Here is a 23,329-nt window from a genome sequence, read left to right as displayed (position 1 = left end):
CGGCCCGAGTGATCATGCGGGCGGCGCCTGCGCCGCCCGCGGCTGTCAGTCCAGCCGCTCGTCGAGCATGCGCACCGCGCCGCCGAGCGCCCGGGCGCCGTCATGGGCCTGGCCGGGCTCCATATCCTCCTCGGGCGCATGGCTGCGGCCGTCGCGGCAGGGCGTGAAGATCATGCCGACCGGGCCGAGGCGCGAGACGAAGACGCCGTCATGGCCGGCGCCGCTCGGCAGGTCGCGCGTGGCGAGGCCGAGCGCGCGGGCCGTGTCGGCGATGGCTGTGCGCACCGCATCGGCGCAGGCGGTCGGCGCGACATGGCTGATCGGCTCGGCCGTCGCGGTGACGCCGAGGCTTTCGAGCTCGGGCGCGACGCTGCGCATCAGCGTCTCGCCGAAGGCGCGCACGGCCGCCTCGTCGCCGGAGCGGACCTCGAGCGTCAGCACCGCCTCGCCCGGCACCGCATTCGCCGCATTGGGGCTGACCTCGATCTTGCCGAAGGTCGCGACCAGCGGGCGCGGCAGCTCGGCCATGGCCAGCGCCTGGCGATAGGCGGTCTCGATCAGGCGCGCGGCGCCGACCAGCGCGTCGCGGCGCAGCGGCATCGGCGTCGCGCCCGAATGGTCGGCGCGGCCGGAGACCGTGATGCGCTCGCGGCGGATGCCGACGATGTCGGTGACGATGCCGAGCGGGATCGCGTTCTTTTCCAGCACGCGGCCCTGCTCGATATGGACCTCGACATAAGCCGCGATGCTGCCGGGGGCCCGCGCCTCGGCGGCGATCGCGTCGGGGCGGCCGCCGACATAGGCGATGGCGTCGTGCAGGCTCGTGCCGTCGGCGCGGCGGAAGGCGAGCTGCTCGGCGGTCAGCGCGCCGCTCATCGCCCGGCTGCCGATACAGGAAAGGTTGACGAACTCGCTCGGCTCCTCGGCGAGGAAGTCGACGATCTCGAGCGGATGGCGCAGGCGCACCCCGTCCTCCTCGAGCGCCTGCGCGACCTCGAGCGCCGCGAGCAGGCCGAGCATGCCGTCATAGCGCCCGCCGGAGGGCACGGTGTCGGAATGGGAGCCGACCAGGATCGGCTTCAGCCCCTGCTCGCTGCCCTCGCGCCGGCCGATCAGGTTGCCGCCGGCATCGATCGAGACCGCGAGCCCGACCGCACGGAACTGCGCGGCCAGCCAGTCGCGCCCTTCCAGGAAGCGCGGCGTGAAGGAGCGGCGCGTCCAGGGACGGTCGGGATCGGTGATGCGGGACAGGGCTTCGAGACGGCCCCAGAGGCGGTCCTGGTCGATCGGCATGGAACCTCAGGCGGATGGGCGCAGGAAACGGCCGTCGCCGGCGCTGTTGCAGATCTGGCGGCCGTCCCAGGCGAGCTGGCCGCGGACATAGGTGGCGGCGACGCGGACGTTGAAGGTGCGGCCCTCGAAGGCGCTCCAGCGCACGGCCGAGAGGCTGCGCGAAGGATCGTGGACGAAACGGCCCGGCTCCAGCACGACGATGTCGGCGTCGCTGCCCGGCGCCAGCCGGCCCTTGTCGGCCAGCAGGAAGGCTTTCGCCGGTCCCTCGCAGAGCTGCTTCACCACCATGGTCGGCGAGATGCCATGTTCCTCGCAGCCCGTCCACAGCGCGGGCAGCAGGGTCTCGATGCCCGGGCCGCCGGAGCTGTTCTTGAAGATCATCGGGTCGCCTTTCTTCTCCAACCCCCAGGAGACGTGGTCGGAGGAGATGAAGTCGCAATGGCCGGCGGCGAGATGGGCCCAGAGCAGCTCGGTCTCGGCCTTGGGGCGGATCGGCGGGTAGTGCTTGATGCGGGCGCCGAAGCGGGGCAGGTGCTCCTCGGCGTTGAGCATGAAGTACTGCACGCAGCTCTCCAGCGTGACGCTGTGCCCGGCCCGCTTGTACATCTCGCAGATCTCGAAGCCGCGCGCCGTCGAGACGTGGACGGCATGGGCGCGCGCGCCCGTCTCGGCGCCGAGCTCGTAGATGCGGGCGGTGGCGAGGTTCTCGATCAGCGGGGTATGGGCGCGCATGAAGGCGTCCGGGCCGGTGTCGCCGGCCTCGATCAGCCGGGCGATGTTGCGCCGGGTCATCTCCTGGTCCTGGTTGTGGACGCCGCAGAGCAGGCCGCTCGGACGGATCAGGCGGAAGGCGTCGTAGAGCGTGTCGTCGCCGATGCGCGGAAACCGGGTCGGGTTGGCTTCGAAGGTCGAGAACTTGAAGGCGCAGGCGCCGGCCGCGATCAGGCCGGGGATCGCCGGCAGCCCGTCCTCGACCGCGATGGTGGCGTAGAGGGCGACGTCGACATGCGCGTTGCGTTCTACGACCGCGACCTTCTCGGCGAAGAGCCGTGCATCGGTGACCGGCACCGGCTCGTCATAGGGCATGTCGACCATCACGGTGACGCCGCCGGCGGCCGCGGCGCGCGAGCACATGCCGATGCCCTCCTGGCCCTGCTGGCTGCCGGAATGGACCTGACCGTCGATGGCGCCGGGCATGATCCAGTGGCCGCGCAGGTCCTGGGTCTCGCGCGCCGAGGGCGGTGTGCCGGAGCCGACATGCGCGACCTTGCCGCCGGCGACGGCGATGTGGCCGTCCTCGATGATGCGCTCGGCGAGCACGATGTTGCCGCGGAGGACGAGGTCGAAATCGCTCATGATCGGGCCCAAATTCGGTCTGGCTGGAACGGATGCCGGCATGCTAGCCGCGCCCCGGACCAAAGCCCGCATACCAAATCTCGGCCTCGCTATAACCGGCCGTTATGCCGGCCCGCGCTCAATAGGTCATGGCGCGGTTGCGGGCGTTGCCGATATGCTCGGCCATGGCGGCGGCGGCGCGCTCGCCGTCGCGGGTCTCTATCGCCGCGATGATCTTGAGGTGGTCGCGCATCACCGGCACGACGATGCTGTTGTGGATGCGGGTCTCGTATTGCCGGATCAGGCGGATCTTCAGCCAGGTGACGCGGAAGGCCTGGCTGACGATCTCGTTGTCGAGATGGTCGATGATCGACTCGTGCAGCAGGCGGTCGACCTCCTCGGCGTCCTCGATCAGCGTCTCGCCCTCCTCGCCGGCCTCGGCACGGCGCACGATCGCCTCATGGCGGGCGCGCTGGCCGGCGATCTCGGCGTCGCCGGCGTTGCGGGCGTAGAGCGCCGTCGCCTGCGTCTCGAGGAAGAGCCGGAACTGGAAGGCGTTGCGGATCAGGTTGAGGTCGACATGGGCGACCTGCATACCGCGCTGCGGCACGGTCTTGATCAGCCCCTCGGCTTCCAGCCGCGGGATCAGCTCGCGGATGGCGCCGAGCGGCAGCCCGGTCATCGCCACCAGCTCGCGCTGGGTGACGAACTGGCCGGGCCGGATCTCGCGGGCGAGCAGCCGCTCGGTGAAGCTGGCATAGGCCCGCTCCCGGAGCTTCAGCGGCTCTCCCTCGCGTTCCTGGTCCGGCTGGCTCATGCCACTCTCCTCAGGCGGCCTTCGCCCGGACGATCCGGTCGAAGGCGGCGAAGAGGGTCTTACGCTGCTCGGCGTCGAGCGCAACCAGCGGGGCGCGCATCGGGCCGAAGCCGTCGTCGCCATGGATGTGCCCCGCGAGCGCCTTCACCGCCGGCACCACCGGATAGCGGCAGATCTCGTCGACCAGGGCGGTGACGGTCCCGTCCTCGCTGCCCTGGTAGACCAGCGGGCGCAGCAGCTGCGGCACCAGATTGGCCACGCCGCAGATCGAGCCCTGCGCCCCGGCGCGGACGGCGCGCGCCAGAAGGCGCTCGTCGCCGACCAGGATGGCGAGCTCGCCATGCGCCTTCAGGAAGGCCTCGGTGGTCGGGTAGTGGCAGGAGGAATCCTTCACGCCGGCGACGATGCCGGGGAAGGCCTGCTTCAGCCGGCCGACCAGCGCGACCGAGAGCTCGACCGCCGTCACCGAGGGGATGTGGTAGAGGATGGTGTGGCGCGCCGCGGTGCCGAGCGTCTCGAAGAAGCGCGAGAACCAGGCATAGAGCCCTTCCTCCGACAGGCCCTTGAAGTAGAAGGGCGGGGCGAGCAGCAGCCCCTTGGCGCCGATCTCGGCGGCGGCGCGCGCCTGCGCCACCGCCTCCTCCAGCGAGGAAGCGGCGATGCCGACATGCAGCTGCCGCGACGGGTCGAGGCCGGCGCCGGCGACCGCGCCCAGCATGGCGTTGCGCTCGGTCGCGCCGAGCGAGGCGCCTTCGCCGGTGGTGCCGAACAGGGTGATGCTGTCGCAGCCATTCGCCAGGACGTGGCGGGCATGGTCGACCAGGCGGCGCAGGTCGACGGCGCCGTCGCGGCCCATCGGGGTGGTGATCGCGCAGGAGAGGCCGAAACGCTGGGAATCGAGAGCCATGGGCGAGAGTCTTTCCGATTGATGTCAGTCTGACATGTCAGGTGAGGGCGGAGATGGCCACGACGGTGGCCGTCAGCGGCGGGTCAGCCGTCCTTCAGCCCTCCCGCGGAGAGGCCGGCGACGATCTCGCGCTGGGCGAGCACGGTCAGCAGCAGCACGGGCAGGGTGACGAGCAGGGCGGCGGCGGCCAGCGGCCCCCAGGAGATCTGCTCGAAGGTCAGCGAGTTGTAGACGGCCGAGGGCAGGGTGCGGCTCGCCTTGCCGCCGAGCACCACCGAAAAGATGAAGTTGTTCCAGGAGAAGATGAAGGCGAGGATGCCGCCGACCACGATGCCCGGCCGTGCCAGTGGCAGCGCGACATGGCGGAAGGCCTGCCAGGTGGTGGCACCGTCGATGCGCGCCGCGTCCTCCAGCTCGATCGGCACGTTCTCGAAATAGCCGATCATGATCCAGACGATGATCGGGATGGTGATGACCAGGTGGATGATCACCAGGCCCGTGACCGTGCCGACCAGCCCGGTCATCTGGAAGAGCAGGAAGAGCGGGATCAGATAGGACAGTGCCGGCGTCATCCGCGCGACCAGGATCAGGATCGCGAACTTATGCGCCTTGCCGCGGGCGATGCCGTAGCCGGCCGGCACGCCGACCGCGAGCCCGACCAGCACCGCGCCGCCCGTCACCAGGATCGAGTTCCAGAGATAGAGCAGGAAGTCGTTCTTCTCGAAGACGTCGAGATAGTTGGCGACCGTCGGCGGGTTCGGGATGAAAACCGGCGGATAGGCGGTGTTGTCGAGCTCGGTCTTGAAGGAGAGCGAGATCATCCAGAGGAAGACCAGCACCGCCGGCGAGACCAGCACGAAGACGGAGGCGTAGAAGCCGAGTTTCTTGGCGAGGCGCTTCATCACGCGTTCCACTTCGACTTCTGGCGCGCGTAGAGCAGCAACAGCGAGAGCGCGATGATGATCGCGAAGAAGATCATCACGACGGCGGAGGCGTAGCCGATCTTGTAGAACTGGAAGGCCTGCAGATAGAGGAAGATGTTCAGCGTCTCGGACGCCGTGCCCGGCCCGCCCTGGGTGATGACGAAGATGGTGTCGAAGGCCTTCAGCGCGTCGATGGTGCGGATGACGATCGCCACCATGATGAACGGCCAGACCAGCGGCAGCGTGATGTGGCGGAACATGTGCCAGTCGTTGGCGCCGTCGATCAGCGCGGATTCGTAAGGCTCGCGCGGCAGGCCGGCGAGGCCGCCGAGCACGATCAGCATGACCAGCGGCGTCCAGTGCCAGACCTCGACCAGCACCAGGGTCGGGATCACGGTCCCGGGCGAATAGACCCAGGCCTGCGGCGCGATGCCGACGAGCGAGAGCAGGTAGTTCAGCACGCCGAGCTGGGGGTGGAACATCATGGTCCAGACCAGCGCCACCGCCACGGGCGTCGCCATCATCGGCATGACGAAGATGGTGCGCAGCAGGCCGCGCAGCGGGAATTCGCGATGGAAGACCAGCGCCGCGGCGGTGCCGAAGACGATGGGCAGCACCACCGCGAGAACGGTGAAGTAGAGCGTGTGCCACATCGATTCGAGGAAGCGCGCATCGCCGATCAGCTCGGCGAAGTTGCGCAGGCCGACGAATTCCTGCCCGCCGCCGATCTTCCAGTCCTGCACGGACATGTAGAGCGTGAACAGCCAGGGGAAGACGATCACCCCGGCGATGATCAGCACGGCCGGCAGCGAGAACAGCCAGTAGCGCGGAGTGAAGTCCGGCGAGGTCGCCGCGGACGCTGGCGCCGGGCCCGTCAGATCGCCGGCTGGCAAGGTGGTGCTGGTCATTGTCCGCTCTGGAAACTCACGCCGTCAGGCTCGCCCGTGCCGGGCGAGCCTCGGTCTCGAAACACCGGCCCGGCCGCGGGAAGACGTGGCTGGTCGGGACAAGCCGACCATGACGCGTCCTGCGGCCAGTCGCGGCCCTTCAGCCCTGCTCGCTCTTGGCGAGCACCGGTGCAAAGGCGTCGGTCGCCTTCTTCAGCTCGGCCGCGACATCGGCGCCGCCGATCATGTTGGTCAGCGCCACGCCGAAGACGTCGCGGAACTCGGTGACCGGGACGATCTGGGGCAGGGCGGCGCGGGCGATCTTGGCCGATTGCAGCAGGCAGTCGAAATACTGCTTGCCGAATTTCGACTTCTCGATCGTCTCGGTGTCGAGATAGGCCGAGGAGCGCGCAGGGGCGCCGGCGCCGGCCTTGAGCATGGCGAGCTGCTGGGCCTTGCTGGTCATGAACTGCATGTAGAGCCAGGCGGCCTCCTTTTTCTGGGAGCCGCGCGAAATGCCCATGCCGTCGCCGAACATCCCGGCGTGATGCGCCTTCGGGCCCGGCGGGGTGACGCCGTAGCCGACCTTGCCGACGATGCGCGACTTGGCCGGATCCTCGAGCGGGGTGGCGAAGCCGATCCCGTCGAGCCACATCGCGGCGCGGCCCTGCATGAAGGTGGTCTGGCACTCGTTCCAGTTGAAGCCGACCTGGCCGACCGGGCCGGTGTCCTTGTTGAGCTTGCGGTAGAGATCGCCCGCCCAGACCGCCTCGGGCCCGTCGGTCTGCAGCTTGCCGTCGGCGGAGGTCGCCTCGATGCCCTGGCCGAGCAGCAGGCAGGCCCAGACCGGGACGTTGGCGTTCTTCAGCCCGCGCGAGACGAAGCCGGCGACGCCCTTGGCGGGGTCGTGCAGCTTCTGCGCGGCCAGCGCCATCTCGTCCATGGTCTTGGGATAGGCCACGCCCTTCGCGTCGAAGAGCTCCTTGTTGTAATAGACCATCCAGTAGTCGACGAAGAAGGGCAGGGTATCGAGCGCCCCGTCGGCCTGCCGGGCATAGGCCACCGCGCCGGCGCCGAAATCCTCGAAGGCGAACTCCGGCGAGGTCAGAGAAGCGTCCTTGATCATCGGCGTCAGGTCGGCGAACCATTTGCCGCGCGCCGCCATGCGCTTCTGCACATGCAGCGAGATGCCGCTGACGTCGAAGCTCGGCCGGCCCGAGGCGAACTCGATCACCGCCTTCTGGCGCTGCTGCTGCTCCGGCACCTGCTCGGAGGAGACCTTGATGCCGGTGAGCGCGGTGAACTCCTTTTCCGCCGCCTGCATCAGGTCCGAGCGCGGGTTCTTGACCAGCAGCACGTCGATGGTCTGGCCGGAGAAGCGCTTCCAGTCGAAGGCCGCCTGGGCGTGCGCCTGGCGCAGCACCAGCGGCGAGGCGATCGCCCCGCTCGCGCCGAGCGCGGCGGCCCCGCGCAGCAGGCCGCGACGGGTCGGCTTCAGGATGCTGTCGGTCATGCTGTCCTCCCTGAACAGTCTGTCCGGCCTCGACCGGCCGTATCTCTCGTCCGCTGCGCGATCGGTCGCCGCGCCTGTCGGATCGAGGCGCACGCTAGAAGGGAAAAGGGTCGGTTGCAAGCTGACATGTTGGCGTGCACATAGTCTTTCGCATGATGCCCGGAGCTCTCTCATGACCGTCGATACGACTGCCGCCGTGACCGCCTCCAAGCCGCCGCTGCGCCGCCTCGGCCGCAGCGGGCTTTCCGTCTCGACGCTCGGCTTCGGCGGGGCGCCGCTCGGCGATCTCTATGCCGTGCTCGACGAGGCGCAGGCGGTGGCTACGGTCGAGGCGGCGCTCGACGGCGGCGTCACGCTGGTCGATACCTCGCCGCTCTACGGCCACGGGCTGTCGGAGCACCGGATCGGCGCGGCGCTGCGGCGCCGGCCCGGGCGACCGGTGCTGCTCTCAACCAAGGTCGGCCGGGTCGCGCGGCCCTTCGCGGGGCGAGGGGACGGCTCTGGCTATGTCGGCGGCCTGCCGCACGGGCTCGCCTTCGACTATTCGCATGACGGCGTGCTCCGTTCGCTGGAGCAGTCGGCGCTCAGGCTCGGCGTCGACCGGATCGATATCGTGCTGATCCACGACGTCGATGTCCGGACCCATGGCGCGGAGGCGGTCGAGGGCCGCTTCCGCGAGGCGATGGACGGGGCCTATCGCGCGCTGGAGCGGCTGCGCTCGGCCGGCGCTGTCGCGGCGATCGGCGTCGGCGTCAACGAGGCGGCGATGTGCGAGCGCTTCGCCCGCGCCGGCGATTTCGACACCATGCTGCTGGCCGGGCGCTATTCGCTGCTGGAACAGCCGGCGCTGGCCTCCTTCCTGCCGCTGGCGCTGGAGAAGGGCATCGGGCTGATGCTCGGCGGGGTGTTCAACTCCGGCATCCTCGCCACGGGGCCGGTGCCGGGCGCGCGCTACGACTACCGGCCGGCGCCGCCGGAGATCCTCGCCCGAGTCGCGGCGATCGCGGCGGTGTGCGACCGCCACGGCGTGACCCTGCGCCGGGCGGCGCTGCAGTTCCCGCTCGGCCATCCGGCGGTGGCGAGCCTGGTGATGGGCGCGGTGACGCCGGCCGAGGTCGCAGACCAGCTCGCGGCGCTGGCGGATCCGGTGCCGGCGGCGCTCTGGGCCGAGCTCAAGGCGGAAGGGCTGCTCGGCGCCGACGTGCCGGTGCCGGCATGACGCCGCGCATCGACGCCCATCAGCATGTCTGGACGCTCGCACGCGGCGATTATGGCTGGCTGACGCCGGCGCTCGGGTCGATCTACCGCGACGCGACCCCGGACGAGCTCGCGCCGCTGCTCGCCGCCAACGGGATCGCGCGCACCATTCTGGTGCAGGCCGCGCCGACCGAGGCCGAGACCGCCTTCCTGCTCGGCGTCGCGGCCCGGACGCCTTACGTCGCCGGGGTCGTCGGCTGGTGCGATTTCGCCGCGCCGGAGGCAGGCCTCAGGATCGCGGCGCTGGCGCGCGATCCGCTGCTGGTCGGGCTCAGGCCGATGGTGCAGGACATCCCCGACACCGGCTGGCTGGCCCGGCCCGAACTGGCACCCGCCTTCTCGGCGCTGATCGGCGCCGGGCTGGTCTTCGACGCGCTGCTGAAGACGCCGCACATTCCGGCGATGCTGCGTGTGCTCGACCGCCATCCCGATCTCGCCTGCGTGATCGACCATGCCGCCAAGCCGGATCTCACCCGCGGCGATCTCGGCGCCTGGCGGGACGGCATCGCGGCGCTCGCTGCGCATCCGCAGGTGATGTGCAAGCTCTCGGGGCTGGTGACCGAGGCCGGTCCGGACTGGACGCTCGCGACGCTGCGGCCGGTGGTGGAGCATCTGCTCGCGGTGTTCGGGCCGCAGCGGCTGGTCTTCGGCAGCGACTGGCCGGTGGTGACGCTGCGCGCCTCCTATGGAAGCTGGGTCGAGACGGCGCAGGCGCTGCTCGCCGATCTGGCGCCGGCCGAGCGCGCCGCGGTGTTCGGCGGCAATGCCGCCCGCCTCTATCTCGGGCGCCGCGGGCGCGCCGCCACGCAGCAGGGATGACCAACACATGCTGAAAGCCATCGACCCGGTCCTGTCGGCCGACCTGCTCTGGATCCTCGCGGCGATGGGCCATGGCGACGATCTCGCGTTGGTCGACGCCAACCATCCGGCGCAGACCATCGCGGGCGCCACGGCGAGCGGCCGGCTGGTGCGCCTGCCCGGGCTCTCCTTGCAGCGTGTGGCGCGCGCCGTGCTCTCGGTGCTGCCGGTCGACGATTTCGAGCCGCAGCCGCTGCGCCGCATGCTGGTGGTCGGCGACGCGCAGGCCGTGCCGGCGGTGCAGCGCGAGGTCCAGGCCGAGATCGACCGCGCGCTCGGCCGGCCGGAGCCGCTGGCCGGGCTGGAGCGCTTCGCCTTCTACGAGGCGGCGCGGCGGGCCTTCGCGGTGGTGCAGGTCGGCGATCCGCGGCCCTATGGCTGCTTCCTGTTCCGCAAGGGCGTCATCGCCGGCGAGCCCGGCTGAGCCGGCGGCCTCTTGGCAGCGGGGCCGGCGCACCCCAGCTTCTCACCGCACCAACGGAGAGAGCGGGACTTGAGCGCGCGGCTGGAACTGAGGATCGCCTTCAAGCGGCTGGAGCGGGAGATGCCGGCGCGCATGGCCGCCGCCTCGCGCTGGCTGCGGCATCCGGCCTCGCGCTGGGTGCGTGTGCCGGTGGCGCTGCTGCTGGTCGCCGGCGGCGTGCTGTCCTTCCTGCCGGTGCTCGGCATCTGGATGCTGCCGCTCGGGCTGATGCTGATCGCGGCCGATCTCGCCGTGCTGCGCCGGCCGATGGCGCGCTTCGCCCACTGGATCGCCGACCGGCTCGACGGCTGGCGCGCACGCCGGCGCTGACGGCCGGGAAGGTTTCCGCTGCGGCCAGGGCTCGCTGACGTGGCTCGGCGCAATCGCCGGGGCCGCGCGCCCGGTTGAGATCAACGCGGATCGGAAGCGTCTTCCGGGTGCCTGGTGCCGCCATCTGGCAGGTCGAACAGGCGCGCGCCCGGCCCGCTGCTGGCGGCGATGTCGTCCGGATTGCGCAGCGGGCAGTCCTGCGCCGAAAGGCAGCCGCAGCCGATGCAGCCGGTGAGCTGGTCGCGCAGGCGGGTCAGCAGCGTGATGCGGGTATCGAGCTCGGCCCGCCATTCGGCCGAGAGCGCGGCCCAGTCGTCGCCGGTCAGCGCCCGGTCGCGCGGCAGCCGGGCGAGCCGCTGCCGGATCTGCGCCAGCGGGATGCCGGTGCGCTGCGCCACCCGGATCACCGCGATCAGCCGCAGCACCGCCCGCGGAAAGCGCCGCTGGTTGCCGCGCGTCCGCCGGCTCTCGATCAGCCCCTGCGCCTCGTAGAAATGCAGCGTCGAAATCGGCACGCCCGCGCGCCGCGCCACCTCGCCGACGCTCAGCTCCCGCTCGGACATTGCCATTGCCCCCGCCGTTCCGCCTCCGACCAGGCACGCGGCTGCGTAACCTCGATAAAGATCGAGATTTTAGGCCCGCCGGCGGGTGGCGGCAAGCGGGGCCGGCCGGGTCAGGCGGCGGGCAGGGTGCGGGCGGTGAGCTTGTTGCCGTCCGGGTCGCGCAGATAGGCGACGAACGCGCCGTTCGGACGCTCGCTGGGCGGGCTCTCGATCGCCGTGCCGCCATGTGCGACGCCGGCCGCGTGCCACGCGAGAACCTGCTCGCGGCTGCCGGCGGCGATGCCGATCGTGCCGCCATTGGCGGCCGTCGCGGGCTGCCCGTCGATCGGCTTCGTGATCATCAGCCGGCCGCCGTCATGGGCATAGATCAACCGGCCCCTGGCATCGGTCACGCCCGGTGCCCCGCCCAGTGCGGCGAAGGTGGCGTCGTAGAAGGCGCGTGCGCGCTCGAGGTCGTTGCTGCCGATCATGACGTGCGTGAACATGGCTGTCGCTCCCGAAGAGACCGCTGCGGGACGGGCGCGCTGCCGCAGGCTTGGGCGCGCGCGTCCTTACAGTTCCGATTCTAGCAGATCCGCCAGTCCGGCGCCGCAGCGACCCGGCGGTGCGCTTCGTTGCGCCATCGCCCGAGCATCGATGCCGCGAAGCTGAGGATCAGTGACCATGCCGAAAGCGGGCGAGACCAAGCGACCGCCTGCCGGCCGGTCAGGCCACACCATCGGCGCGTTGAGCGCAGCGAATTCGCATGAGAGCAGGAAATGGTGCCCCTGGCCGGGATCGAACCAGCACTCCTTGCGGAACTCGATTTTGAGTCGAGCGCGTCTACCAATTCCGCCACAGGGGCCCCTTTCGGGCCGGCGGACTATAGCGATCGCGAAGGGGCGGTCAATCGTGCGTGAGCGGGTTCGCGGGCCGGCTTGCGAGGATGGACGCGGGACTGCGCGGGGCGTATGGGGCAGCCCATGTTGCAGTCGCTCTACCAGTGGACGCTCTCTCTGGCCGCGCGCCGGGCCGCGCAGGCCTGGCTGGCGCTGATCGCCTTCGTCGAGAGCTCCGTCTTCCTGATTCCCGCCGACGTGCTGTTCGTGCCGATGGCGCTGGCGCGGCCGGAGCGGGCCTATCGCTTCGCCACGATCGCCACCGTGTTCTCGACGCTGGGCGGGCTCGCAGGCTACGGCCTCGGCTATTACGCCTTCGACGCGCTGGCCCGGCCGGTGCTGGCCTTCTACAACAAGCTCGACGCCTTCGAGCAACTGCGTGCCTGCGCCGGGCCGGACACGACGCTGCTGCTGCTGACCACCTCCGGGCTGGCGCATCTGCCGCCGATCAAGGTGGTGACCATCCTGGCGGGCGCGGTGCATATCGGCCTCGTCTTCTTCCTGGTCTCCTGCGTGCTGGCGCGCGGCGCGCGCTTCTTCGCCCTGGCCTGGCTGCTGCGCCGGCATGGCGAGGCGATCCGCCATCTCGTCGAGAAACGCCTTAAGCTGGTCGCCGCGCTGGCGGCCGCCGCCGTGATCCTGCTCTATGTCGGGTTCAAGCTCGTGATGGGCTCGGGCCAGCTCCTGACCTGCTGAGGGCCGATGACCGACACGATTCCACTCCGTCCGCTGGCGCGCCTGCTCGCCGATCCCCGCCGCGTCATCCTCGTCGTCGGGCTGGCCAGCCTGGCGCTGATCGCCGGCGCCTGGTTCTTCGAGCTGGTGCTGCACCTACGACCCTGCAAGCTCTGCCTGGAGCAGCGCGCCCCGCATTACGCCGCGATCGGCATCGCGGCGCTGGCGCTGCCTTTCGCGCGAAAGCGGCCGGTGCAGATCGCGGCGCTGGCGGTGCTGGCCGGGCTGATGCTCTGGAGCCTCGGCCTCGGCGTCTATCATTCCGGCGTCGAATGGGGCTGGTTCGCCGGGCCGAACGATTGCGGCGGCACGCCGGCACCGGCGCCGGGCAACGTCGCCGACTTCATGCGCCAGCTCGAGACGACGCGGATCGTCTCCTGCACCGAGGCGGCCTGGCGCTTCCTCGGCCTGTCGCTGGCGGGCTGGAACGCGCTCGCCTCGCTCGGCCTGCTGGCGCTCTCGCTGCTCGGCCTGCGCGGCGCGCTGCGGCGGCCGCGCTGAGCCTCACGGCTCCAGCTCGGAATCCCAGTAGAGATAATCCAGCCAGCTCTCGTGCAGATAGTTGGGCGGGAAGAGCTTGCCGTTGCGGTGAAGGTCGTTGACCGAGGGGGCGTAGGGCTTCTGCATCGGCTCCATGCCGACCGCGGCGGGCAGCTTGTCGGCCTTGCGCAGATTGCAGGGCGAGCAGGCGGCCACGACGTTCTCCCAGGTGGTCAGCCCGCCCTTGGCGCGCGGGATGACGTGGTCGAAGGTCAGTTCCTCGCGCGCATTGCAGTACTGGCAGGCGAAACGGTCGCGCAGGAAGACGTTGAAGCGGGTGAAGGCCGGGGTCCGCGAGGGCTTGATGTAGCTCTTCAGCGAGACCACGGAGGGCAGCTTCATGTCGAAGCTGGGGCTGCGCACCACCGTGTCGTATTCGGAGACGATGTTCACGCGGTCCATGAAGACCGCCTTGATCGTGTCCTGCCAGCTCCACAGCGACAGGGGATAATAGCTCAGCGGCCTGAAGTCGGCGTTGAGCACCAGCGCCGGACAGCCGTCCGGCGAGGCCATCGGATGCGTAACATGAACTGTCACCCGTATCGCGCCTCCGCTGAAAGGCCGCACGAATCCCGTAGCGCCTACACTGTAAGCGCGAGACGACAGGATTGTGAAGCGGGTGCGGAAAAACGCGGGCAGGCGGCGCGCACACGGGCGGGCCGCCGGTCGGGTGAGGCGTGGCGCATGAACTGACGGCGCGGCCGGGGCGCGAGGGCCCCGGCCGCGGTGTCGCCTCAGCGGGTCGGGACCGGCTTCTCGCCGCGATAGTCGTAGAATCCGCGCTTGGTCTTGCGGCCGAGCCAGCCGGCCTCGACATATTTCACCAGCAGCGGGCAGGGGCGGTACTTGGAATCCGCCAGCCCGTCATGGAGCACCTGCATCACCGAGAGGCAGGTGTCGAGGCCGATGAAGTCGGCCAGCTGCAGCGGGCCCATCGGATGGTTGGCGCCGAGCCGCATGGCGGTGTCGATCGCCTCGACCGAGCCGACGCCCTCATAGAGCGTGTAGACCGCCTCGTTGATCATCGGCAGCAGGATGCGGTTGACGATGAAGGCCGGGAAGTCCTCGGAGACCGAGACGGTCTTGTGCAGCTTGCCGACGAACTCCTTGGCGAGCTCGAAGGTCTCGTCGTCGGTGGCGATGCCGCGGATCAGCTCGACGAGCTGCATCAGCGGCACGGGGTTCATGAAGTGGATGCCGATGAAGCGCTCCGGCCGGTCGGTGGCGGCGGCGAGGCGCGTGATCGAGATCGAGGAGGTGTTGGAGGCAAGCAGGGCGTCGGGGCGCAGATGGGCGCAGACGGCGGTGAAGATCTTGCGCTTCACCTCCTCGCTCTCGGTCGCGGCCTCGATCACCAGATCGCAGGCGCCCAGGCCTTCGAGGGAGGGCGCGGCGGTGATGCGGGCCATGGCGTCGCGGCGGATCTCGTCGCCGATGGCCCCCTTGGCGACCTGGCGCGCCATATTGCCGTCGATCGTCGCCAGGGCGGCGTGGATGCGCTCCTCGGCGAGGTCGTGGAGCTTGACGTCGAAGCCGGCGACCGACGCCACATGGGCGATGCCGTTGCCCATCTGGCCTGCGCCGATGATGCCGACCGTCCTGATCTGGTGAGCCATTTGACCCTTCTATGTCCGCAAAGGCGAGACGGGCGGCCATGGCGGCCGCCCGTCGAATCCGGTGCTACTTGCCGATCTTGGCGAGCTCCTGCTCGAGCTCGGGCATGATGGTGAAGAGGTCGCCGACGAGGCCGTAATCGGCGATCTGGAAGATCGGCGCTTCCTCGTCCTTGTTGATCGCGACGATGACCTTGGAGTCCTTCATGCCGGCGAGGTGCTGGATGGCGCCCGAGATGCCGACCGCGACATAGAGGTCCGGCGCCACGACCTTGCCGGTCTGGCCGACCTGCCAGTCGTTGGGAGCGTAGCCGGCATCGACCGCGGCGCGCGAGGCGCCCATGGCGGCGCCGAGCCTGTCGGCCACCGGCTCGATGACCTTGGTGAAGTTCTCGGACGAGGCGAGCGCGCGGCCGCCAGAGACGATGATCTTGGCCGAGGCCAGCTCCGGACGGTCGGACTTGGCGACCTCCTCGCCCTTGAAGCTGGAGAGGCCGGCATCCTCGACGGTGCCGACGGTCTCGACCGGGGCGGCGGCGGCGCCGTCGCCGGTGGCGGCGAAGGAGGCGCCGCGCACGGTGATCACCTTCTTGGCGTCGCCGGACTGCACGGTCTGGATGGCGTTGCCGGCATAGATCGGCCGCTCGAAGGTGTCGGCCGAGACTACCTTGGTGATCTCGGAGATCTGCATCACGTCGAGCAGCGCGGCGACGCGCGGCATCACGTTCTTGCCGGTGGTGGTGCCCGGCGCGACCAGCGCGTCATAGGTGCCGGCGAGCGAGACGATCAGCGCGGCGAGCGGCTCGGCGAGGCGGTGCTCATAGGCCGGGGCGTCGGCGTGCAGCACCTTCTCGACGCCGTCGAGCTTGGCGGCGGCTTCCGCCACCGCCTGCGCACCGTGGCCGGCGACGAGGACATGGACGGGGGCGCCCAGTTCCTTGGCGGCGGTCAGCGCCTTGCGGGTGGCTTCGTTCAGGGTCTTGTTGTCGTGCTTGGCGAGCAGCAGCGTCGTCACGGTCAGAGCACTCCCGCTTCGGTCTTGAGCTTGGAGACGAGTTCGGCGGCGGAGGACAGCTTGACGCCGGCCGAACGGGTCGGCGGCTCGGCGGTCTTCAGCACGGTCAGGCGCGGCGCGACGTCGACGCCGAGCGTCTCGGCCGAGGTCTCGTCGAGCGGCTTCTTCTTCGCCTTCATGATGTTCGGCAGCGAGGCGTAGCGCGGCTCGTTCAGGCGCAGATCGGTGGTGACGATCGCCGGCAGCTTGAGGCCGACGGTCTGCAGGCCGCCATCGACCTCGCGGGTGACGTCGACCGTGCCGTCGCCGACCACGACCTTGGAGGCGAAGGTGCCCTGCGGCCAGCCCAGCAGCGCCGCCAGCATCTGGCCGGTCTGGTTGGCGTCGTCGTCGATCGCCTGCTTGCCGAGGATGACCAGCTGCGGGCTTTCCTGCTCGACCAGCTTCTTCAGGATCTTGGCGACGGCGAGCGGCTCGACCGTGCCGTCGACCTTGACCAGGATGCCGCGGTCGGCGCCCATGGCCAGACCGGTACGGATGGTCTCGGCCGCCTGCGCCGGGCCGATCGACACCACGACCACCTCTGTCGCCTTGCCGGCCTCCTTCAGGCGCAGCGCCTCCTCGACGGCGATTTCGTCGAAGGGATTCATCGACATCTTGACGTTGGCGAGCTCGACGCCCGAACCATCCGCTTTCACGCGGATCTTCACGTTGTAGTCGACCACCCGCTTGACTGGGACGAGAATCTTCATAGGCGCTTCACCGTTCGGGAGAGGTGGACCGCGAGCCTGATCGCCTGGACTGGCGGAAGATCAGCATCGCGGCTCTCGGCTGGAATGCGGGGGGACCGTAACGACGGGAATTTGCGATTGTCAACGGCGGGCGGCGCGTCGCGGCGTCACGCGGTTCTCCCGAACAGCGGCAGTCCACGGCGGATCATCAGCGGGGTCAGGATCGCGCCGGCACCGAGGCCGCCGAGATGCGCCCACCAGCCGACCTGGCGCTGCTCGTCGAGCAGGGCCGAGAGCAGCTGCACCAGGATCCAGGCGCCGAGCGCGTACATGGCCGGGATGCGCAAGGGCACCCATTTGAAGGCCAGCCCCCACACGCGCACGCGCGGGTGAAGCATGAGATAGGCGGCGATGACGCCCGAGATCGCGCCGGAGGCGCCGATCAGCGGCTGGCTCGACTCCGGGTTCATGAAGGCGTGCAGCAGCGCGCCGGCGACCCCGCAGGCGATGAAGAAGACGAGGAAGCGCAGATGGCCCATCGCGTCCTCGACATTGTCGCCGAACACCCAGAGGAACAGCATGTTGCCGATCAGATGCGCCAGGCTGGCGTGCAGGACGATGCCGGTGACCGGCGTCAGCCAGGGCGGCGCCTGGGCGAGCCCCGCCGGCAGATGCGCGTCGCCGAGCAGCACGGCCGGGATGGTGCCGAAGCCGGCCATCACCGCGATGTCGCCGCCGTCGCGCGCGCCGAGCGCCAGCAGCAGGCGCAGGCCGACGCAGAGCGCGATCAGCCCCCAGGTGACATAGGCCGCGCGCAGGAAACGCAGCGGCACCCCGTCATGGAGGGGCACGAACATGGGCGGGCTACCGGTTCTGGCCGGGCGTCCAGAGCACGTCGCCCTGCGCCCTGGCGTTGAGATGGCGGGAGGCGACGAAGAGGAAGTCGGAGAGCCGGTTGATGAATTTCAGCGCCGGGGCGGCGACGCTCTCGCCCTCGGTCCGCGACAGCTCGACCATCAGGCGCTCGGCCCGGCGGCTCACCGTGCGGGCGAGGTGGAGATGGGTCGCGGCAGGCGTGCCGCCCGGCAGGACGAAGGAGCGCAGCGTTGCGAGCCCCTTGTTGAGCGCGTCGATCTCGGCCTCCAGCCGGTCGACCTGGGCCTGGACGATGCGCAGCGGCTCCCAGTCCTGCTTCTCGCCGGTGTCGGGCGAGGCCAGCTCGGCGCCGAGGTCGAACAGGTCGTTCTGGATGCGGCCCAGCATGGCGTCGACGGTCGCGTCCTCCTGCGCGCAATGCAGGCGGGCGATGCCGATGCAGGCATTGGTCTCGTCGGTGGTGCCGTAGGCGGCGACGCGCAGATCGTATTTCGGCCGGCGCGCGCCCGTGGCCAGGGCCGTGGTGCCGTCGTCGCCGGTGCGGGTGTAGATTCGGTTGAGGATGACCATGCCGATTTATACCGCGCCCGCGCCGTCGCGGAAGGGGAGGCGCGGCGCCGTCATCGCCTCGCGCAGCGCCCGGGCGAAATGTCGCGCCGCCGCGCCGGCCCCGGGCGCCATTACCATGGCGACCGAGACCTCGAACAGCTGCGGCAGGCCGTCGGCGGGGCCGAGCACCCGCAGGCCCGGCGGCACGGCGCTCTCGGCGATGGCGGAGACGCACAGCCCTGCCTCGACCGCCGAGAGCAGGCCGGGCGTATGGGTGGAGGAGAAAACCAGGCGATAGGCCCGCCCGGCGCCCTCCAGCGCCGCGAGAATGCGCGGGCGGCCGCGGCAGCCCTCGCTGAACAGGCCGAGCGGCAGCACCGTGTTCAGCTCCGGCCGGTGGCCGCGCGCCGCGACCCAGTGCAGCGGCTCGCGCCGCAGCAATTCGCCGCGCGGCCGGGCCGGGTCCTGGGTGATCACCGCCAGATCGAGTTCGCCGCCGGCGACCGCCGGCTCGATGCGCTTGGACAGTTCGCATTGCACCTCGACCTCGACGCGCGGATGCGCTTCGGCAAAGCGCATGATCAGCGGCCGAAGATAGCCGTCGACATAGTCGTCGGGCACGCCGAGGCGCAAACGGCCCTGGGCGCGGTCGCCGGCGAGCTCGGCGCGCGCCTCGCATTCGATCGCCAGCAGCCGGCGGGCATGGGAGAGCAGGCGCTCGCCGGCTTCGGTCGGCGTGGCGCCGCGGCGCGAGCGGATGACGAGCCGGCAGCCCAGCGCCAGCTCGAGCTCGCGGATGCGGCCGGAGACCGCCGATTGCGTGCGGCCGAGGCGCTGGCCGGCGGCGGTGAAGCCGCCGGTATCCGCCACTGCGACGAGGGTCGCCAGCGCGTCGAGATCGAGATGATCGGCCATCGCATCCTCCCATCGGCGATTGCGATGGATCGATAGGAATAATTCGTTCTGCTGATTTGTGAAGCTGGGCTATCTCCGCGCCGGCCCTTGGCCGCCGCATGGCGGCGCGGGCCCATCGCATCGCCCGGAAACGCCCGTCATGTCCGCCCCCGGCTTCAGCCTGCCCGATCGCCCGGCCTCGCCCGCCTTCGCCATGTTCCTCGTGCTGATGACGGGGGCGACCTTCATCGGCTTCTCCGGCATCCTGGTGCGCTTCGCCGAGGTCGGTCCCGCGGCGGCCGGGTTCTGGCGCATGGTCTTCGCGCTGCCGGCGCTGGTCGCCTGGACGCTGCTCGAAGGCCGGCGCCCGGGCGCGCCGCGCGGGCTGCGGCCCGGCGCGCTGCTGCCGATCCTGCTGGCGGGGCTGGCCTTCGGCGTCGACGTGACGCTCTACAACGCCTCTTTGGCCTTCACGACGATCGCCAATGCCTCGCTGCTCGGCAATCTCGCCCCGGTCGGCGTGATCCTCGGCGGCTGGCTGATGTTCGGCGAGCGGCCGACGCGGCGCATCCTCGGCGCGCTGCTGCTCGCGCTGGCCGGTGCGGCGCTGCTGGTCCTGCCCAAGCTCGGCGCGGCGGCGGCGCCGGGCGGCGGCCTGACCGGCGACGCGCTCGCCATCGGCGCGGCGCTCTCCTACGCCGCCTATATCCTCGCGGTGCGTCGCGCCCGCGGCCGGGCCGATGCCGGGCTGATCGGGCTGATCTCCAGCGCCGCCTGCGCCCTGGTCTGCCTCGTCGCCGCGGTCGCCATGGGCGAGACCATCCTGCCGCAGCACCTGCAGGGCTGGCTCGCGGTGGCGGCGCTCGGGCTGGTCTCGCATGTGCTCGGCCAGGGGCTGATCACCCTGGCGCTCGGCCATTACGGCGCCAACGCCACCTCGCTGGTGATGGTCTGGCCCTCGCTGGTCGCGGTGCTCGCCGCCTGGGCGATCTTCGCCGAGCAGCCGAGCCCGGTGCAGGCCTTCGGCGGCGTCGCGATCCTCGCCGCCGTGCTGATGGTGCGCAAGGGCTGAGGGCGGGGCGCTACGCCCCGTCCCCCACACGCTGCGGAGGCTACTCCGCCGCCAGCTTCGGCGGCTGCCGGCCGGCCGGGTCGTGCCCGCCCATGGCGCGGGCACTGGCCTCGCCCGGGGACGCCTCGGTGGTGGCGTCGGTCCAGGTCGATTCGTCCTCGGCCTTGCCGAAGAAGCGGCCGAACACCCAGCCGGTGAGCCGGCCGAGATCGTCCATCACCACATAGAAGGACGGCACGAAGACCAGGCTGAGCACGGTCGAGACCAGCAGGCCGCCGATCACCGCGATCGCCATGGGCGAGCGGAACTCGCCGCCGTCGCCGACGCCATAGGCCGAGGGCAGCATGCCGGCGCCCATGGCGATGGTGGTCATCACGATCGGGCGGGCGCGCTTGCGGCCGGCCTCCATCAGCGCGTGCATGCGGTCGCCGCCGCGCGCCACCTCCTCCACCGCGAAGTCGACCAGCATGATCGCGTTCTTGGTGACGATGCCCATCAGCATCAGAAGGCCGATATAGACCGGCATCGAGACGGCGTTGTTGGTGGCGAGCAGGCCGACGACCACGCCGCCGAAGGAGAGCGGCAGCGAGAGCAGGATGGTGATCGGCTGGAACACCGAGCCGAACAGCAGGATCAGCACGGCCAGCACCAGCATCAGGCCGGTGGTCATGGCGGTGATGAAGCCCTGCACCACCTCGCCCTGGATCTCGGCGTCGCCGGTGGCGGCGACGTGCACGCCGGCCGGCAGGCCGACCTCCGCGACGATGGTGTTGAAGGTGTCCTGGGCGGTGCCGAGCTCGAAGCCGCGCTTCAGGTCGGCGCCGATCTGGGCGCGGCGCAGCCGGTCGTAGCGGTCGATCGAGGAGGGGCCCTCGTCGAAGCCGATCTCGGCCACGGCGGTGAGCGGCACCGAGACGCCGCTGGCATTGGTGACGCGCAGCGCCGCGAGGTTGCGGATGTCGGTGCGGGCCTGCTCGTCGAGCTGCACGCGGATCGGCACCAGCCGGTCGCCGGCATTGAACTTGGCGAGGTTGGCGCCGATGTCGCCGATCGTGGCGATGCGGATCGCCTGCGAGATCCCCTCCGGCGTGACGCCGAGGCTGGCGGCCTGTTCGAGCTTGGGCGTGACGCGCAGCTCCGGCCGGCTCAGCGCGCCGGCGGTGGCGACGTTGAGATAGCCGTCGACCTTGCGCATGCGCGCTTCCAGGCGGGCGACCGCCTCGTCCAGCGCCGCACCGTCCTTGGAGAGCAGCGAGAAGGCCATCTCGCGCTCGCCGCGCTCGTTGACATACCAGGCGCGCACGTCCGGCACGCTGGCGAGCTTCTCGGCGATGGTGACCTTGAGCTCCTTCTGCGCGACATGGCGCTCGGATTTCGGGGTCAGCATGATGAAGACCGCGGCGCGGCGCACCTCGCGCTGGCCGGTCGGCGAGGCGCCGCCCAGCACGAAGACGCGGGTGACCTCGGGAATCTCGCGCAGCCGGTCGGTGAGCTGGTCGGTGGCGAGGCGGGTGTCCTCCAGCGTCGCGCCGGGCGGCAGCTCGACGCTGGCGACGACGCGGGCGGTGTCCTCTTCGGGCATGAAGCCGGTCGGCAGCAGCGCCGTCGCCTGGATCGAGACGAAGAGGAAGCCGAAGCCGGCGAGCATGGTGAGATAGGCGGTGTTGACCGGCACGCGCCGCCAGCCGCGCTTGCCGTCGAAGCGCGGGAGCAGCGGCAGGCTGCGGCGCTTCAGCGAAGCCTCGAGCAGGCGGGTGTAGAAGCGCATCACCACGCCGTCCTTCGGCTCGGCATGGTCGACCGGCTTCATCAGATAGGCCGCCATCATCGGCGTGATCAGGCGCGCGACGAGCAGCGAGAACAGCACCGCGATCGCCACCGTCAGGCCGAACTGGCGGAAATACTGCCCGGCCACGCCGCTCATGAACGAGACCGGCGCGAAGATCGCGACGATGGTCAGCGTGATCGCGATAACCGCGAGGCCGATCTCGTCGGCGGCTTCCATCGCGGCGCGATAGGGCGACTTGCCCATCTTCATGTGCCGGACGATGTTCTCGATCTCGACAATGGCGTCGTCGACCAGGATGCCGGTGACCAGGGTGATGCCGAGCAGGCTCACCAGGTTGAGCGAGAAGCCGAGCATCTCCATCGCCCAGAAGGTCGGGATGACCGAGAGCGGCAGGGCGACGGCGGTGATCAGCGTGGCGCGCCAGTTGCGCAGGAAGGCGAAGACGACGAGCACGGCGAGCCCGGCGCCCTCCAGCAGCGTGGTCATGGCCGAGCGGTAGTTGCCGGCGGTATAGGCGACTGCGTCGTCGATCGGCTGCAGCGCGATGGCGGGATAGCGCTGGTTGAGTTCGGCGATGCGGGCGGCGACGACCTCCTTGACCGAGAGCTCGCTCGACCCCTTCGAGCGGAACACCGCGAAGGAGACCACGGGCTGCTTGTCGAGGCGGCCGAAAGCGCGCGGCTCGGAATTGGAATCCTCGACGCGGCCGAGTTCCTTGAGCCGGACCTCGCGGCCGCCCGAGAGCGTGATCTTGCTGTCCGCCAGCTCGGCCACCGTGCGGGCGCTGGCGAGCGTGCGGATCGCCTGCTCCTTGCCGCCGACCTCGCCGCGGCCGCCGGCCATGTCGACATTGGTGGCGAGGATCTGGCGGTTGACCTCGCCGGCGGTGACGCCGAGCGCCAGCAGCCGGTCGGGATCGAGCGAGATGCGGATCTCGCGATCCACGCCGCCATAGCGCTCGACGCGGCCGACGCCCTTCAGCCCCTGCAATTCGCGCGCGACCACGTCGTCGACATGCCAGGAGAGCTGCTCCAGCGTCATGCCAGGCGAGGAGGCGCCATAGGTCAGGATCGACTGGCCCTCGACGTCGATGCGCTGGATCACCGGCTCGTCGATGGTGCGCGGCAGGTCGGCGCGGATCTTGGCGACCGCGTCCTTGACGTCGTTGACGGCGCGGTCGGTGTCGACCTCCAGCCGGAACTCGATCAGCGTCTGCGACTGGCCGTCTGTCAGCGTCGAGAGCACGTGCTTGACGCCGGTAATGTTGGCGACCGCGTCCTCGACGCGCTTGGTGACCTGGCTCTCCAGCTCGGCTGGGGCGGCCCCCGACTGGGTCACGGTCACCGAGATCAGCGGCACGTCGATGTTCGGGAAGCGCGTCACCGGCAGCTTCGAGAACGCCATCAGGCCGAGCACGCACAGCACGACGAAGAGCAGGATCGCCGGGACCGGCTTGCGGATCGACCAGGCCGAGAAGTTGAGGTTCACCCC

At 70.4% G+C, this 23,329-nt stretch carries 24 protein-coding genes and 1 tRNA gene; 7 read left to right on the top strand and 18 right to left on the bottom strand.

Annotated features, from left to right (window positions below):
• Window positions 1–45: 45 nt before the first annotated feature.
• The 7 genes from ABE438_RS10600 to ABE438_RS10570 all read right to left on the bottom strand — a co-directional run bounded on the left by ABE438_RS10600 (window position 46) and on the right by ABE438_RS10570 (window position 7,675).
• On the bottom strand, window positions 46–1,293 hold the full coding sequence (locus tag ABE438_RS10600) for a Zn-dependent hydrolase (RefSeq protein ID WP_346502577.1): 1,248 nt from the start codon (window positions 1,291–1,293) through the stop codon (window positions 46–48).
• Window positions 1,294–1,299: 6 nt separating this feature from the next.
• Window positions 1,300–2,649 (bottom strand): dihydroorotase, encoded by a 1,350-nt coding sequence (locus ABE438_RS10595; protein ID WP_346502576.1) that lies wholly within the window; start codon window positions 2,647–2,649, stop codon window positions 1,300–1,302.
• A 118-nt stretch (window positions 2,650–2,767) separates the two neighbouring features.
• Window positions 2,768–3,445 (bottom strand): GntR family transcriptional regulator, encoded by a 678-nt coding sequence (locus ABE438_RS10590; protein ID WP_346502575.1) that lies wholly within the window; start codon window positions 3,443–3,445, stop codon window positions 2,768–2,770.
• Between the two features lie 10 nt (window positions 3,446–3,455).
• On the bottom strand, window positions 3,456–4,352 hold the full coding sequence (locus ABE438_RS10585; protein ID WP_346502574.1) for a dihydrodipicolinate synthase family protein: 897 nt from the start codon (window positions 4,350–4,352) through the stop codon (window positions 3,456–3,458).
• Window positions 4,353–4,435: 83 nt separating this feature from the next.
• Window positions 4,436–5,254, bottom strand: a complete 819-nt coding sequence (locus ABE438_RS10580; RefSeq protein ID WP_346502573.1) for a carbohydrate ABC transporter permease — start codon at window positions 5,252–5,254, stop codon at window positions 4,436–4,438.
• Window positions 5,254–6,183 carry a carbohydrate ABC transporter permease gene (locus ABE438_RS10575; protein WP_346502572.1) on the bottom strand — a complete coding sequence of 310 codons (930 nt, stop codon included), beginning with the start codon at window positions 6,181–6,183 and terminating at the stop codon, window positions 5,254–5,256. Before ABE438_RS10575 ends, ABE438_RS10580 begins: the two co-directional genes overlap by 1 nt.
• Before the next feature lie 139 nt (window positions 6,184–6,322).
• Entirely contained in the window at window positions 6,323–7,675 is a 1,353-nt protein-coding gene (locus ABE438_RS10570; RefSeq protein WP_346502571.1) for an ABC transporter substrate-binding protein, read from the bottom strand.
• 172 nt (window positions 7,676–7,847) lie between these two features.
• On the opposite strand from ABE438_RS10570, the gene ABE438_RS10565 reads away from it, so the two are divergent.
• From ABE438_RS10565 to ABE438_RS10550, 4 genes are all read left to right on the top strand, one after another.
• Window positions 7,848–8,894 carry an aldo/keto reductase gene (locus ABE438_RS10565; protein WP_346502570.1) on the top strand — a complete coding sequence of 349 codons (1,047 nt, stop codon included), beginning with the start codon at window positions 7,848–7,850 and terminating at the stop codon, window positions 8,892–8,894.
• Window positions 8,891–9,751 carry an amidohydrolase family protein gene (locus ABE438_RS10560; RefSeq protein WP_346502569.1) on the top strand — a complete coding sequence of 287 codons (861 nt, stop codon included), beginning with the start codon at window positions 8,891–8,893 and terminating at the stop codon, window positions 9,749–9,751. Before ABE438_RS10565 ends, ABE438_RS10560 begins: the two co-directional genes overlap by 4 nt.
• A 7-nt stretch (window positions 9,752–9,758) precedes the next feature.
• Window positions 9,759–10,214: an RbsD/FucU family protein gene (locus ABE438_RS10555; protein WP_346502568.1), complete on the top strand. Its 456-nt coding sequence runs from the start codon at window positions 9,759–9,761 to the stop codon at window positions 10,212–10,214.
• Between the two features lie 69 nt (window positions 10,215–10,283).
• Entirely contained in the window at window positions 10,284–10,583 is a 300-nt protein-coding gene (locus ABE438_RS10550; RefSeq protein ID WP_465248595.1) for a hypothetical protein, read from the top strand.
• A gap of 80 nt (window positions 10,584–10,663) precedes the next feature.
• On the opposite strand, the gene soxR is transcribed toward ABE438_RS10550, so the two are convergent.
• The 3 genes from soxR to ABE438_RS10535 all read right to left on the bottom strand — a co-directional run bounded on the left by soxR (window position 10,664) and on the right by ABE438_RS10535 (window position 11,990).
• On the bottom strand, window positions 10,664–11,146 hold the full coding sequence (gene soxR / locus ABE438_RS10545; RefSeq protein WP_346502567.1) for a redox-sensitive transcriptional activator SoxR: 483 nt from the start codon (window positions 11,144–11,146) through the stop codon (window positions 10,664–10,666).
• Window positions 11,147–11,256: 110 nt separating this feature from the next.
• Window positions 11,257–11,631, bottom strand: coding sequence for a VOC family protein (locus tag ABE438_RS10540; protein WP_346502566.1), 375 nt, complete (start codon window positions 11,629–11,631; stop codon window positions 11,257–11,259).
• Window positions 11,632–11,905: 274 nt separating this feature from the next.
• Window positions 11,906–11,990 (bottom strand) — tRNA-Leu (locus tag ABE438_RS10535).
• 118 nt (window positions 11,991–12,108) lie between these two features.
• Between ABE438_RS10535 and ABE438_RS10530 the strand changes: the two genes are divergently transcribed.
• Together ABE438_RS10530 and ABE438_RS10525 are read left to right on the top strand one after the other, a co-directional pair.
• Window positions 12,109–12,720, top strand: a complete 612-nt coding sequence (locus tag ABE438_RS10530) for a YqaA family protein (RefSeq protein ID WP_346502565.1) — start codon at window positions 12,109–12,111, stop codon at window positions 12,718–12,720.
• 6 nt (window positions 12,721–12,726) lie between these two features.
• Window positions 12,727–13,260: a disulfide bond formation protein B gene (locus ABE438_RS10525; protein ID WP_346502564.1), complete on the top strand. Its 534-nt coding sequence runs from the start codon at window positions 12,727–12,729 to the stop codon at window positions 13,258–13,260.
• 3 nt (window positions 13,261–13,263) lie between these two features.
• Here ABE438_RS10525 and ABE438_RS10520 read toward each other — a convergent pair whose 3' ends face one another.
• From ABE438_RS10520 to ABE438_RS10490, 7 genes are all read right to left on the bottom strand, one after another.
• Window positions 13,264–13,836, bottom strand: a complete 573-nt coding sequence (locus ABE438_RS10520; protein ID WP_346502563.1) for an HNH endonuclease — start codon at window positions 13,834–13,836, stop codon at window positions 13,264–13,266.
• Between the two features lie 197 nt (window positions 13,837–14,033).
• The gene (locus tag ABE438_RS10515) at window positions 14,034–14,915 is read right to left on the bottom strand and encodes a 3-hydroxybutyryl-CoA dehydrogenase (RefSeq protein WP_346502562.1); all 882 of its coding nucleotides are present in this window, start codon (window positions 14,913–14,915) and stop codon (window positions 14,034–14,036) included.
• Window positions 14,916–14,979: 64 nt separating this feature from the next.
• Complete coding sequence (locus ABE438_RS10510; RefSeq protein ID WP_346502561.1) at window positions 14,980–15,927, bottom strand: electron transfer flavoprotein subunit alpha/FixB family protein; 948 nt, start codon at window positions 15,925–15,927, stop codon at window positions 14,980–14,982.
• A gap of 2 nt (window positions 15,928–15,929) precedes the next feature.
• Window positions 15,930–16,679, bottom strand: a complete 750-nt coding sequence (locus tag ABE438_RS10505) for an electron transfer flavoprotein subunit beta/FixA family protein (protein ID WP_346502560.1) — start codon at window positions 16,677–16,679, stop codon at window positions 15,930–15,932.
• Between the two features lie 146 nt (window positions 16,680–16,825).
• Complete coding sequence (locus ABE438_RS10500) at window positions 16,826–17,515, bottom strand: rhomboid family intramembrane serine protease (protein ID WP_346502559.1); 690 nt, start codon at window positions 17,513–17,515, stop codon at window positions 16,826–16,828.
• A 7-nt stretch (window positions 17,516–17,522) separates the two neighbouring features.
• A complete protein-coding gene (locus ABE438_RS10495; protein ID WP_346502558.1) occupies window positions 17,523–18,104 on the bottom strand; it encodes a cob(I)yrinic acid a,c-diamide adenosyltransferase in 582 nt (193 codons plus the stop codon).
• A gap of 6 nt (window positions 18,105–18,110) precedes the next feature.
• Window positions 18,111–18,998: a LysR substrate-binding domain-containing protein gene (locus ABE438_RS10490; protein WP_346502557.1), complete on the bottom strand. Its 888-nt coding sequence runs from the start codon at window positions 18,996–18,998 to the stop codon at window positions 18,111–18,113.
• A 139-nt stretch (window positions 18,999–19,137) separates the two neighbouring features.
• Here ABE438_RS10490 and ABE438_RS10485 point away from each other — a divergent pair, with 139 nt between their 5' ends.
• Window positions 19,138–20,049 carry a DMT family transporter gene (locus tag ABE438_RS10485; RefSeq protein ID WP_346502556.1) on the top strand — a complete coding sequence of 304 codons (912 nt, stop codon included), beginning with the start codon at window positions 19,138–19,140 and terminating at the stop codon, window positions 20,047–20,049.
• 40 nt (window positions 20,050–20,089) lie between these two features.
• Here ABE438_RS10485 and ABE438_RS10480 read toward each other — a convergent pair whose 3' ends face one another.
• Window positions 20,090–23,326, bottom strand: coding sequence for an efflux RND transporter permease subunit (locus ABE438_RS10480; protein WP_346502555.1), 3,237 nt, complete (start codon window positions 23,324–23,326; stop codon window positions 20,090–20,092).
• Between the last annotated feature and the right edge of the window lie 3 nt (window positions 23,327–23,329).

Origin of the sequence: Allobosea sp. TWI1241 (genome assembly GCF_039673065.1) — a bacterium.
Taxonomy (GTDB): Bacteria; Pseudomonadota; Alphaproteobacteria; order Rhizobiales; family Beijerinckiaceae; genus Allobosea.
The sequence above is the reverse complement of the archived record's forward strand: the minus strand, read 5'-3'. Positions and strand labels throughout refer to the sequence as shown.